Genomic DNA, 13140 nt, shown 5'->3' with positions numbered 1-13140 from the left:
TTAGACTTGACTCACATTTGAAATGTGAGTCTTTTTTACTGCTCATGATAGTTGTTTTGAGTGACAGGAACTTCATTATATCTTTGGGAAAGAAGTTCAAATTTGACCTTGCCCGCCAAAATATTGATTAAGTCATTTTCGAGTTGCTTTAACTTGTTTTCATCAATAAAAATGGAAATTGTGACTTGCGCTCCATAATCTATATTATCAATGAAAATCTTTTTTTGATTAAGGTAATGCTGAGTTTCGTCAAATTTTTTATAATCAACTTGAAATTTCAAGCCTTGTTGCTGTACGCGCTTAACTACTCCTATAGCCTCAACGGCCTTAGTGACACTGTTGGAATAAGCACGGATTAAGCCGCCAGCGCCTAATTTTATCCCACCAAAATAGCGCGTTACTACCACGGTAACGTTTTTAAGATTCATTAATTGAAGTGCCTTTAACTCTGGGACACCTGCGGTTCCGGATGGTTCACCATTATCGCTTGCTTTGACATGCTCGTCATTTAATCCAATAGTGTAAGCAAAAGTGTTATGGGTAGCATCACGGTATTTTTTGGTAACAGCATTAATTGCACTTTCAGCCTCTTTATCGGTTAAAGTTCTTATAACAGTGGCAATAAAGCGACTTTTTTTAATTATTAATTCATGGTCACCATTTTCCTTAATGGTTAAATAGTTTTCTTTTTCATTTTCATTCAAAACAATCAGCCCTTTTTGCGTATTTATCATTGGAGGACAAAATGGAAAATATTTCTCATCTTGCTGGTCGTCAATGGCTTAGTAGTCAAATGGATTTTAGCACAAAGAAAGGTATAACAAAAATCAAGGCTATCATCAATGATCGGTGTTCACGATGCAATGCTAAGGTTTGGGCTAAATTGCCGAACGGCAAAAGATATTGTCGCGAATGTATTGGTTTAGGAAGAGTAGTTGAAGGTGATTATCTTATTCGTAGTGGGGAGAAAGTAAACTTCCCTCAAACAAGAAACGGTGGCTTAACTTGGGATGGTAAATTAACAGCTCAACAAGAAAAAATCGCTAAGGATTTGGTTCAGAATTACATAAATAAGCAAAATACTTTAGTTCATGCAGTAACCGGTGCTGGTAAAACTGAAATGATGTTTCCTTTGATTGCTCACTGTTTAGCGGAAAGAAAGCGGTGCTGCATAGCTGCACCGAGAATAGATGTAGTTAATGAATTATTTTCCCGCTTGCAGATGGCATTCACTAAAATCAGAATTGGTAAATATCATGGACATGAATACCGAGAGCCAGGCTTAGAGCAATTAAGCATCTGTACCACCCATCAATTATTAAAATTTTTCCATGCTTTTGACTTATTGATCATTGATGAGGCTGATTCTTTTCCATATGTGCAAAATCCTGGGCTTAATTTTGCAGCGAATAATGCGCTTAAAAATAATGGCCGGATGGTCTATTTGACAGCAACACCAACAAAAAAACTGTTAAAACTTGTTAAAATAGGCAAAATTCAGCAATTAAAGTTAAACAGACGTTTTCATGGCCATCTTTTGCCTGTACCAAAAGAAAAACTGTTTTTACGTCCATTTTTAGAAGGTAAACGGATTAATCCAAAACTTATGCAAGAAATTAGCAAAGTAATTAAGGCTAAGCATCCACTACTCTTGTTTTTGCCCAAAATTGATTTGATTAAACCATATGTTAGTGCGCTTAAAAATGAACCTGAATTCAAGCAAGTAACAATAGAGGGTGTACATGCTAATGATGTACAAAGAATTAAAAAAGTTGATAAATTCAGGCGCGGACAAATACAATTGCTTGTTACCACTACTATTTTGGAACGTGGAGTAACCTTTAATCATGTTTGGGTAATTGTGGTCCAGGCTGATGATAAAATTTATAATACTTCTAGTTTGGTCCAAATTGCGGGGAGAGTTGGTCGGGCTAAAACTGATCCAACGGGTCTAATATTATTTTGCTACCAAAAATATACTTCAAGTCTGCGTAATGCTATGAAGCAAATTCGTGAGATGAATAAATGAAAAAATGCCTATTATGTGGACAGTATTTTATTTCGAAAATGTCATTTTTACATTTGTTTTCTTTGCCCCAAAAAAATTGCAAAAGTATTTGTGACCACTGTTTAAAAAAGTTCATTCATATACCTGAAAAGCATTGCCCAATATGCTCGGGAAATTTAAATCAAAATAAGATTTGCTCTGATTGTGTGAATTGGCAAAAAATATATGGCGAAAAGTTAATAATTAATCACTCTGTTTATTTATATAACAGAGCATTCCATGATTTAATGGTTAACTATAAACGTTATGGTGACTATGTTTTATATGCTGCACTGCAAGAATTGTGTGCTAAAGAACTATCTGAATATAAAGCTGATGTTTATGTCCCAGTTCCGACTTCTTCTGAGCACATCGCTCAAAGACAATTTGATACAATCACTGCACTATATGGTAGTCTTGTTCCTTTAACAAATGTGCTGGGTAAAAAATCAGGACTAGGAGCTCAGGGTGAGAAAAATCGTGCTGAAAGATTAAGAAGTAAGCAAAGTTTTTTTGTTAAGAAAAACTTTACGATTAATTTTCAAAAATGCACTGTTCTCTTGCTGGATGACATATACACTACTGGCAGAACGCTTTATCATGCTCGCGATGCGCTGGCAAAAATTTTTCCCAATGCGAAAATTAGTAGCTTTACCTTATGTAGATAAAACAAAATTGTTCAGCGCTTTCATGTTTTGTTATAATTTTGCTATAATATAGATAACACAAGACTGCCTCAAGCAGTTGAAAGGAGAATCTCATATGTTAAAGTATAATGTTCGTGGTGAAAATATCGAGGTAACGGATGCTTTAAGAAGTTACGTAGAAAAGCGCCTTAAAAAATTAGAAAAATATTTCGATTTAAATCAAGATATGATTGCTCATGTTAATTTAAAGGTGTATCGTGATCATAAGGCTAAAGTTGAGGTAACCATACCACTGCCATACTTAGTATTGAGAGCTGAAGAAACAACTGACGATATGTATCGCAGTATTGATTTTGTTTCTGAAAAATTGGAAAGACAAATTAGAAAATATAAGACACGTGTAAATCGTAAGAGTCGTGAAAAAGGAATTAATGATTTCTTCGTTGAAAGCGCTGAGGAAGATTCAAAAGACAAAGAAAGTAATGAATTTACGATTGTTCGTAATAAGCAAATTGGCTTGAAACCAATGAGTCCTGAAGAAGCAATCCTGCAAATGAATATGCTTGAGCATGATTTCTTTGTTTTCCAAGATGGTGAAACCGGCGGTACAAGTGTTGTTTATCGCAGAAATGACGGCCGTTATGGTTTGATTGAGACCAAATAGCAATAATATTATCAAGTAAGGGCCCCACATTTAGTGTGAGGTCTTTGTTTTGTTTATTTTTCATTTAGCGCTAATCATGGTAAAATTATAATGTGTTTTTATACTTTAACTACATATAAGGATCGATTAAATGGTAAACATTTTAAAGAAACTATACAATAACGATAAAAGAGAACTGAAAAAATTTGAAAAAATTGCAGATAAAGTTGAAAGTCATGCAGACGAATACAGTCGGCTTTCTGACGAAGAATTACAGGCAAAAACACCTGAATTTCGTGATAGATTGAAAAATGGTGAAAGCTTAGATTCGCTCTTGCCAGAAGCTTTTGCAGTTTCTCGTGAAGGAGCCAAAAGAGTTTTAGGTTTATATCCATTTCATGTTCAAGTATTAGGTGGTATTGCGCTACACTATGGTAACATTGCCGAAATGATGACTGGTGAAGGTAAGACCTTAACTGCGACTATGCCTGTGTATCTGAATGCATTAACAGGAAAAGGCGTTCACGTTGTCACCGTTAACGAATACTTGTCCAGTCGTGATGCCGAAGAAATGGGTCAGTTATACAAATGGTTAGGCTTAACTGTTGGTCTTAACTTGAATGCTATGTCTCCTGATGAAAAGCGTGAAGCATATAATTGTGATGTAACTTATTCCACTAACTCAGAACTGGGCTTTGATTATCTGCGTGATAATATGGTCGTTTACAAGGAGCAAATGGTTCAACGTGAACTTAACTATGCTATTATCGATGAGGTTGACTCAATTTTAATCGATGAAGCGAGAACGCCATTAATTATTTCTGGCGAGGCTGAGCAGGCTAATGGTGACTATATTCGAGCTGATCGCTTTGTTAAAACTCTTAAAGAAGACAAAAGTGATGATGATGCAGATGATGACAAGGATTATGGCGATTACAAAATTGACTGGCCTACTAAGACTATTTCTTTAACTAGAACTGGTATCCAAAAAGCTTGTGATCACTTTGGTCTTAAAAACTTGTATGACGTTGAAAATCAGAAATTAGTACACCACCTTGATCAAGCTTTAAGAGCAAATTACATTATGCTTAAAGACATTGATTATGTTGTGCAAAACGGTGAAGTCTTAATTGTTGACTCCTTTACTGGTCGTGTTATGCAGGGACGGCGCTATTCTGACGGCCTGCACCAGGCTATTGAAGCTAAAGAAGGTGTTAAGATTCAGGAAGAATCTAAGACGCAGGCGACGATTACTTACCAGAACTTTTTCAGAATGTATAAAAAGCTTGCCGGTATGACAGGTACTGCTAAAACTGAAGAAGAAGAATTCCGTGAAATTTACAACATGCAGGTAATTACTATCCCGACTAACCGTCCTTTGATAAGGAAAGATAATCCGGATATTCTGTATCCTACTTTGTCATCTAAGTTTGCGGCAGTTGTTAATGAAATTAAAGAACGGCACTCGAAGGGCCAACCGGTTTTAGTTGGTACCGTTGCGGTTGAAAGCTCTGAAAGATTGAGTAAATTACTCGACAAAGAAGGAATCCCCCATGCCGTTTTGAATGCTAAAAACCATGCTAAAGAAGCGCAGATTATCATGAATGCTGGTCAACGCGGTGCAGTCACTATTGCAACCAACATGGCTGGACGTGGTACTGACATTAAATTAGGGCCAGGTGTGAAAGAATTAGGCGGACTATCTGTCATAGGTACTGAACGTCATGAATCACGTAGAATTGATAATCAGCTCCGTGGACGTTCAGGTCGTCAAGGTGATCCTGGTGTTACCCGTTTCTATCTCTCGCTTGAAGATGATTTGATGAAACGCTTTGGCGGTGACAGAGTCAAAGACTTCCTTGACCGTTTGTCTGACAATGATGATGACAAGGTAATTGAGAGTCGCTTGATTACTAGACAAGTTGAGTCTGCTCAAAAACGAGTTGAGGGTAATAACTATGATACCCGTAAGCAAACATTGCAGTACGATGATGTTATGCGTATTCAGCGTGAGATTATTTATGGTGAACGGATGCAGGTTATTGGTGAAGAGAAGTCACTTAAGGATGTTTTAATCCCAATGATTCGTCGCACCATTAATAGCCAAGTAGACATGTTTACACAGGGTGATCGCAGTAAGTGGCGGCTTGATTCACTGCGTGACTTTATTTCTTCAAGTTTAACGAGCGAAGAAGAAACTGATGCAATTGACTTCAAAACAATTACGGTCCCTGACTTAAAGCAAAAACTGTATGATATTGTTGAAGCCAACTATGAAGAAAAAGAAGCGATTTTGGCTGATCCTTCAGAAATGCTTGAATTTGAAAAGGTAGTTATTTTACGGGTAGTTGATGATCGGTGGACTGATCATATAGATGCCATGGACCAATTACGGCAGTCAATTAGTTTGCGGGGCTATGGTCAACTTAATCCGCTGGTAGAATATCAGGATTCTGGCTACAACATGTTTGAAGAAATGATATCAAATATTGAATTTGATGTGACTCGTTTATTTATGAAAGCTGAAATTAGACAAAATCTTAGTCGTTAATAGTTAAGATGAGAGAGAAAGCAGCTGCTTTCTCTTTTTTACTGAAATTTTATTAAAAATAAAGGAGCTAATGCAAAAATATGGAAATAAGTGACATTCAAAATGAATTGGATAGTTTAAAAAAGCGGTTAGACCACTTTAGGGGGTCTCTTTGACTTAGATTCTATAAATGAAAATATCATTGTTAATGAAAATAAGATGCAAGATCCGACTTTTTGGGATGATCAGGAAAAAGCACAAACTTTGATTAGTGAAACAAATGTGTTGAAAGAAAAACGTGATTCTTTTGTTAAATTGGAAAAGGATTACCAAAATGAAACGACAGCGCTGGAATTACTGCGTGAAGAAACAGATCAAGATTTACAAAAAGAAGTTGAAACCGATCTGCAAAAATTGCAAACAGAGTTTCATGATTATGAGCTAGATTTACTCTTATCTGGTAAATATGATGATCACAATGCGCTGATTGAAATTCATCCGGGTGCAGGTGGCACTGAAGCGATGGACTGGGGCCAAATGCTCTTGCGGATGTACCAGAGATATGCTGACATTCGCGGTTTTAGATTTGAAATTAGTAATTACGAACCCGGAGAAGAAGCAGGTCTTAAAAGCGTTAGTGCAAAGATTACTGGTAAAAATGCCTACGGGCTAATGAAATCGGAAAATGGTGTTCACCGTTTGGTGAGAATTTCTCCCTTTGATTCTGCCAAAAGGAGACATACCTCTTTTGCTTCAGTTGAAGTTATTCCAGAAATTGATGACAGTATTAAGGTGGATATTGATCCTAAAGATCTTCGTGTCGACGTTTACAGGTCGAGTGGTGCGGGTGGCCAGCATATTAATAAAACATCAAGCGCTGTCAGAATAACGCACCTACCGACGGGGATAGTGACTACTTCTCAGGCACAGCGTTCACAGTTGCAAAATCGGGAAACCGCAATGGATGAACTGCGAGCAAAATTGTTTCACTTAGAAGAAAAAAAGAAACGTAAGCATAAGCAGGAGCTTAAAGGTGACCAAAAAGAAATTGGCTGGGGCTCACAAATTAGATCTTATGTTTTTCATCCTTATAATTTGGTTAAAGATCTGCGCACAGGCTATGAAACTTCCGATACAAGTGGTGTAATGGATGGCAAACTACAACCGTTTGTTTATGCATATTTACAATGGCTTTTAAGCCAGGAGAATCCAGAGTAGGTGGTTAGATGAGTTTTTGGGGAATTGTTGGATTAGTATTATTGGCAGTTGTTATTCTAAGTATTATTTTTGCCATATTTCACATCTTTTTCATGATATTGCCTGCGGCCCTAGTAATTATTGGTATTATCTGGTTAATCAATCATTTTACCAAAAATGATGATAATAATGATGGACACTCGAATATCAATTCCAGTTCTTATACCTGGAACAATTGGAGTGAAAATAATGAAACTAAACCAAAACGAAAAAAAGTACGCAATGCTAAAACTAAAGATGTCGACAAGTAATAAAGGGGCATTTTGAAATGACAAACGCTGTTAAATTAAAAAATTTAATTCGTGATAATAAAATTGTTCACGTTGTGCAGGGAAAACAATATATCAATAATAAGGAGATTGTTGTATCTGATATTTATAGACCAGGACTAGAGTTAACTGGCTACTTTGATTTTTATCCCCGTCAGCGTATTCAGTTACTTGGGCGCACAGAAATTTCTTATGCCGCTAGACTAGACCACGATAGTTTAGTGCAGGTTTTTAAAAAACTTTGTACTCCTGATACGCCTTGCTTTTTTGTATCGCGTTCTCTGCGAATACCACCTGAATTAGCTCAAGCTGCTGATGAGGCGGAAATTCCTATTCTTTCTTCACCAGAGTCAACTACATATGTTTCCAGTATTTTGACGGAATATTTAAGAGAGCGACTGGCTGTGCGTGATACAATTCACGGCGTCTTAGTCGAAGTTAAAGGTATGGGCGTGTTACTGACTGGTGATTCGGGTGTAGGAAAATCTGAAACTGCTTTAGGTTTAATTCATCGCGGTCACCGTTTAATTGCAGATGATCGAGTTGATGTTTATCAAAAAGATGTGGAAACCGTGATGGGTGAAGCTCCGGAAATATTAAAACACCTAATGGAAATTCGTGGTATTGGCATCATTGATGTTATGGATTTATTCGGTGTTGGAGCTGTTAAAAATCGTGAAAGCATTCAGCTAGTTATCAAACTTGTCAATTGGGATAATAAAGCTAATTATGATCGTTTAGGTTTTGAGGAAAGCAAACGAGATATTTGTAATGTTGAAGTTCCCCAAATTACCATTCCTGTTAAAGTCGGTCGTAACATGGAAGATATTATTGAAATTGCAACTATGAATTTCCGCGCCAAGAGAAGCGGCTATAATGCTACAAAAACTTTTGACAATAATTTAACGAAATTAATTAAGAAAAACTCTCAAGCAGACTCAACAAAGGATAAGAATAAATGATATTGACCATTAATCCTGTAGCATTTAAATTAGGAAACCTAAGTGTCAAGTGGTATGGCATTATTATGGCTGTAGCAATTATTTTAGCTGTCTCAATGGCAATCATTGAAGGTCGTAAACGTCAAATTGAAAGTGATGATTTCATGGATTTGCTATTGTGGGCTGTTCCTATTGGATATGTGGGCGCACGTATTTACTATGTTGTTTTTGAATGGAATTATTATTCTCAGCATCTTGGCGAGATAATTGCTATTTGGAATGGTGGCATAGCTATCTATGGTGGCCTACTGGCCGGACTGGTAGTTTTACTAGTATTTTGTTATAAGAGGATGTTGCCACCATTTCTGATGCTTGACATCATTACCCCAGGAGTAATGGCTGCTCAAATATTAGGCCGCTGGGGTAATTTTATTAATCAAGAAGCTCATGGTGGACCAACAACGTTAGCTTTTTTACAAAGCTTGCACTTACCTGATTTTATTATTAATCAGATGAAAATTGGTGGAGTTTACTATCAGCCTACTTTTTTATATGAATCTTTTTTTAATTTGATTGGTTTACTGATAATATTGTTATTAAGACACAGGAAGCATCTGTTTAAACAAGGCGAAATATTTATGCTCTATTTGGCATGGTATTCTGTCGTGCGTTTTTTTGTAGAAGGCATGCGGACAGATAGTCTTTACTTTTTGGGATCGATTCGGGTTTCGCAAATGCTTAGTGTCATATTGCTGATTGTGGTTATAGTATTATTTATTTATCGCAGACGAGTTGTTAAACCTAAATGGTATCTAGAAGGCAGTGGCTTGAAATACCCTTATAGTCGAGATTAATAATTTATTTAAGTGAAAGAGAGTAAAAAATGACGAAAATTGCAGTTTTAGGAGCAGGTTCTTGGGGCACGGTTTTAGGTTCAATGCTTGCGGATAAAGGATATAACATCGTTTTATTTGGTAATAACGAAAAAGTTAATGACGAAATCAACCAGTGTCATACTAATCAGCATTACATGAAAAACTGGCAGGTAAATAAAACGGCCGTTGCTACAGGCGATTTAAACGAAGCCTTAAGAGGCGCTGAAATTGTCTTATTTGTTTTACCTACTCAAGCAATTCGCAGTGTGGCTAAGAATGTTAGTGAAATCTTAAAACAGACTAATGCCAAGCCGCTCATAGTTACTGCGACGAAGGGTATTGAACCCGGTTCTAAAAAACTGATATCAGAAATTTTAACAGAAGAAATTTATCCCGATGATGAGGATAAAATTGTAGCTATATCTGGACCTAGCCACGCTGAAAGTGTTGCTCAAAAAGATTTGACTGCCATTTCATGTGCTTCAACCAGCATGGCAAACGCACAAAAAGTGCAACAGTTATTTTCAAATGATTATTTCCGTTTATATACCAATAGTGACTTGATTGGTGTTGAAGTGGCTGGTGCGGTTAAAAATGTTATTGCTATTGCGGCAGGGATTTTAGTTGGTAAACACTATGGTGACGATGCTAAAGCTGCTTTAATGACACGAGGATTAGCAGAGATTACGCGCTTAGGAGTTAATTACTTTGGTGCCAACCCAATGACTTTTAGTGGTCTTGCAGGAATTGGTGATCTGATTGTGACTTGTACATCTGTTAATTCCCGTAATTGGCGCTGTGGTAAGCAATTAGGTGAAGGTAAGAGCCTCGACTATGTCTTGCAAAATATGGGTCAGGTTGTAGAAGGTGCCACAACAGTAAAGGCTGTGCATGAATTATGTGCAGAGAAGAACATTGATATGCCGATTAGTGAAGCTATCTACCGCGTTTTATACCAAAATTCTAATGTTGATGACGAAATTACTAAAATGATGGGTAGAAGTCCTAAACAGGAGATTAGACTTTAACATGCAAATCGTTGTACTATTTACTTACGAAAAATAAGAAAGTACTGGGGGTAAAACTATGACTGAAAAATATGACGTAATCATTATAGGAGCAGGACCTGGTGGCTTAACTGCTGCTCTTTATGCTTCTCGTGCAAACCTTTCAGTGTTAATGCTTGATCGAGGTTTGTATGGTGGTCAAATGAATAATACCGATGCAATTGATAACTATCCCGGTTTTAGTGAGATTAAAGGGCCAGAATTGGGTGAAAAAATGTACAATTCTGTCATGAAATTTGGCGCCAAATTTGAATATGGCGATGTGCAATCGGTAACCACCACTGGTGACCAAAAAATAGTTAAAACAGATACTGGCGAGTACAGTACACCTGCTTTAATTATTGCTACTGGTGCAGATCATCGTCATTTAGGAGTTCCTGGTGAAGATGAATATTCTGGTAAAGGTGTTTCTTATTGTGCGGTTTGTGATGCTGCCTTTTTTAAAGATGAAGATATCGCAGTTATAGGTGGTGGCGATTCTGCTATTGAAGAAGGAATTTACTTGGCTCAAAGTGCTAAATCCGTTACGGTTATACATAGGCGAGATCAACTACGCGCTCAACCAACTTTGCAAAAACGTGCTTTTGCTAATCCTAAAATGCATTTTATTTGGAATGGCTTAACTCAATCTATTGATGGTGACGGCAATAAGGTTACTGGCGTAACCTATAAAGATAAAGAGACCGGTGAAGAAAAACACTTAAAGACTCGCGGTGTTTTTATTTACGTTGGTGTTATTCCTCAAACTGCTCCATTTAAAGATTTGGGCGTAACTGATGAGAATGGTTGGATTCCAACGGATGACCATATGAGAACTAAAGTTGATGGTATTTTTGCTCTGGGTGATGTAAGGGCAAAAGACTTGCGCCAAATTGCCAATGCAGTTGGTGATGGTAGTATTGCTGGCCAACAGGCTTATAATTATTTGCAAGATTTAAATGATCGGTAAATATAACGATTACAAAAAGAATTCAGCTTAAATGAATTCTTTTTTTATTTTTACAGATAGCGATAGTGATAAATGCTAGAATATAATTTATGAAAATGAATTAAATGCTAGAAAAAGAGGAACATTACTGAAATGAATGTAAGAGAAACATTTCAAAAATGGCAACAGGCACCAAATCTGCCCGATTATTTAAAAGATCAACTGTCTGAACTTGGTCAAAATCCAAATTGGGTTGAAGATGCGTTTGGGCAAGATATTAATTTCGGTACAGCCGGCATGAGGGGCAGACTAGAGCCGGGAACTAATCGCATCAATTTGTACACTGTTGGTCGTGTAACAGAGGGCTTAGCTCGGTTGATAGATGAAAAAGGTGAGCAAGCTCAAAATAAAGGGGTGGTAATTTCTTTTGATTCACGTTATCATTCGCGCGAATTTGCGGAACATGCGGCGCGAATCTTAGGAAGCCATAATATCCATGTTTATCTGTTTGATGATTTAAGACCAACACCGGAATTATCATTTGCTGTTAGATACTTACACGCTACGGCAGGAATTAATATTACTGCTTCACACAATGCTAAACAATATAATGGTTACAAAGTTTATGGTGCTGATGGTGCCCAAATGGGTCCTGAAGATGCAGAGCGAGTTTTTGAGTATTCTCAAAAAGTAACAGATATTTTTAACGTTAAAGCAGCGCCCATAGTGCAATTACGTGCACAAAAAACTTTACAGCTGATTGGTGAAGACATTGATGAAGCTTATTTAGCAGAATTAAAAACGGTAAATGTTAACACCGACCTTATACGGCAAAATGCCGATAAATTAACAATTATTTATACCCCATTGCATGGTACAGGTAAAATGATTTATGATCGCGCATTCAGGCAAGGAGGTTTTACTAATGTAATTCCGGTTCCCAGTCAGGCAATCATTGATCCTGAATTTCCAACAACTAAAAAACCAAATCCGGAATACCGTGATGTTTTTGATCCGGGAATAAAATTAGCAAATGAAAAACATGCAGACTTAATCGTTGCCACGGATCCTGACGCTGATCGAATGGGTGCATGCGTTCGCACCAAAAATGGTGATTTTCAGGTGCTAACTGGTAACCAAATTGCTACGCTGATGATTTATTATTTATTGGTTAATTTAAAAAATAATGGTCAGTTGAATCCTGATTATGAGTTAATTACTTCGGTAGTTTCAAGCAGCATGCCATTTAAAATTGCCAGAGATTTTGGTATTAAAACCAAGTCGGTTTTGACCGGTTTCAAGTTCATCGGTGAAGAAATCGATCGTATGAGTAAAATGCATGATGGCAAATTTTTAATGGGCTTTGAAGAAAGCTACGGTTATCTTTTTAAGTCTTTTGCGCGGGATAAAGATGCCATGCAGGGTGCATTAATGTTTGCTGAGGTTGCTTCTTATTATGCTTCACGGAATATGACAGTATTAGATGGTCTCAATGAAATTTGGCAAAAATACGGAACTTCATATGAAATTACCAAAGCCATCGAAATGCCCGGCATTGGCGGTCAAAAGAAAATGGCGCTTTTAATGTCAAAATTGCGCTCAGAGCATTTGGAAAAGATAAATGGTGTTAAAGTTAACAAAATCCAAGACTTTTTAAAGCAGCAAGAAATTACCGAGAATGGTGTTAAACCGCTAGCAGGATTACCTAAATCCAATGTATTAAAATATTATTTAGCAGATGAAACCTGGCTGGCCTTAAGACCATCTGGTACAGAACCAGTAATTAAAGCCTATGTCGGAGTTAATAAGCCCGATATTGCAACTGCTCATGAGGCGGCTGAAAGTTATCAAAAGGCAATGGCAAAACTGTTAAAATAAGACAAAAATAATGCGAAAATACGTTCGAGAGTGTAAAATATAATAAGTCAAATAAGAG

The 13140-nt window shown here is 37.0% G+C and carries 12 protein-coding genes; 11 read left to right on the top strand and 1 reads right to left on the bottom strand.

What is annotated here, in order from left to right; translation table 11 throughout:
- Positions 1 to 35: 35 nt before the first annotated feature.
- Positions 36 to 734, bottom strand: coding sequence for a YigZ family protein (locus Q0K80_RS01400; RefSeq protein ID WP_294602067.1), 699 nt, complete (start codon positions 732 to 734; stop codon positions 36 to 38).
- Positions 735 to 745: 11 nt separating this feature from the next.
- Here Q0K80_RS01400 and Q0K80_RS01395 point away from each other — a divergent pair, with 11 nt between their 5' ends.
- From Q0K80_RS01395 to Q0K80_RS01345, 11 genes are all read left to right on the top strand, one after another.
- A complete protein-coding gene (locus tag Q0K80_RS01395) occupies positions 746 to 2029 on the top strand; it encodes a DEAD/DEAH box helicase (protein WP_294602065.1) in 1284 nt (427 codons plus the stop codon).
- Positions 2026 to 2715 carry a ComF family protein gene (locus Q0K80_RS01390; protein ID WP_294602063.1) on the top strand — a complete coding sequence of 230 codons (690 nt, stop codon included), beginning with the start codon at positions 2026 to 2028 and terminating at the stop codon, positions 2713 to 2715. The genes Q0K80_RS01395 and Q0K80_RS01390 overlap by 4 nt, the downstream gene beginning before the upstream one ends.
- A gap of 94 nt (positions 2716 to 2809) precedes the next feature.
- On the top strand, positions 2810 to 3358 hold the full coding sequence (raiA, locus tag Q0K80_RS01385) for a ribosome-associated translation inhibitor RaiA (protein ID WP_046324605.1): 549 nt from the start codon (positions 2810 to 2812) through the stop codon (positions 3356 to 3358).
- 130 nt (positions 3359 to 3488) lie between these two features.
- Entirely contained in the window at positions 3489 to 5888 is a 2400-nt protein-coding gene (gene secA, locus Q0K80_RS01380; protein ID WP_294602059.1) for a preprotein translocase subunit SecA, read from the top strand.
- 80 nt (positions 5889 to 5968) lie between these two features.
- Positions 5969 to 7085 (top strand): peptide chain release factor 2 gene (gene prfB, locus Q0K80_RS01375; RefSeq protein ID WP_294602057.1). Its coding sequence is split into 2 segments (ribosomal slippage): positions 5969 to 6040 and positions 6042 to 7085, totalling 1116 coding nucleotides; the frame shifts between segments, so codons are not numbered across the junction.
- A gap of 8 nt (positions 7086 to 7093) precedes the next feature.
- Positions 7094 to 7375 (top strand): hypothetical protein, encoded by a 282-nt coding sequence (locus Q0K80_RS01370; RefSeq protein WP_294602055.1) that lies wholly within the window; start codon positions 7094 to 7096, stop codon positions 7373 to 7375.
- Between the two features lie 17 nt (positions 7376 to 7392).
- A complete protein-coding gene (hprK, locus tag Q0K80_RS01365) occupies positions 7393 to 8355 on the top strand; it encodes an HPr(Ser) kinase/phosphatase (RefSeq protein ID WP_294602053.1) in 963 nt (320 codons plus the stop codon).
- Positions 8352 to 9188 (top strand): prolipoprotein diacylglyceryl transferase, encoded by an 837-nt coding sequence (lgt, locus tag Q0K80_RS01360; protein ID WP_294602051.1) that lies wholly within the window; start codon positions 8352 to 8354, stop codon positions 9186 to 9188. The genes hprK and lgt overlap by 4 nt, the downstream gene beginning before the upstream one ends.
- A 29-nt stretch (positions 9189 to 9217) precedes the next feature.
- Positions 9218 to 10237 carry an NAD(P)H-dependent glycerol-3-phosphate dehydrogenase gene (locus Q0K80_RS01355; RefSeq protein ID WP_294602049.1) on the top strand — a complete coding sequence of 340 codons (1020 nt, stop codon included), beginning with the start codon at positions 9218 to 9220 and terminating at the stop codon, positions 10235 to 10237.
- Positions 10238 to 10295: 58 nt separating this feature from the next.
- A complete protein-coding gene (trxB, locus tag Q0K80_RS01350) occupies positions 10296 to 11225 on the top strand; it encodes a thioredoxin-disulfide reductase (RefSeq protein WP_294602047.1) in 930 nt (309 codons plus the stop codon).
- Positions 11226 to 11357: 132 nt separating this feature from the next.
- Positions 11358 to 13082 carry a phospho-sugar mutase gene (locus tag Q0K80_RS01345; RefSeq protein WP_294602046.1) on the top strand — a complete coding sequence of 575 codons (1725 nt, stop codon included), beginning with the start codon at positions 11358 to 11360 and terminating at the stop codon, positions 13080 to 13082.
- The last annotated feature ends 58 nt before the right edge of the window (positions 13083 to 13140 follow it).

Source organism: uncultured Lactobacillus sp., assembly GCF_945290125.1.
In the GTDB taxonomy this organism is placed as follows: domain Bacteria; phylum Bacillota; class Bacilli; order Lactobacillales; family Lactobacillaceae; genus Lactobacillus; species Lactobacillus rizhaonensis.
Note: the sequence above shows the minus strand (reverse complement) of the source record. Positions and strands in the feature narration are given on the sequence as shown.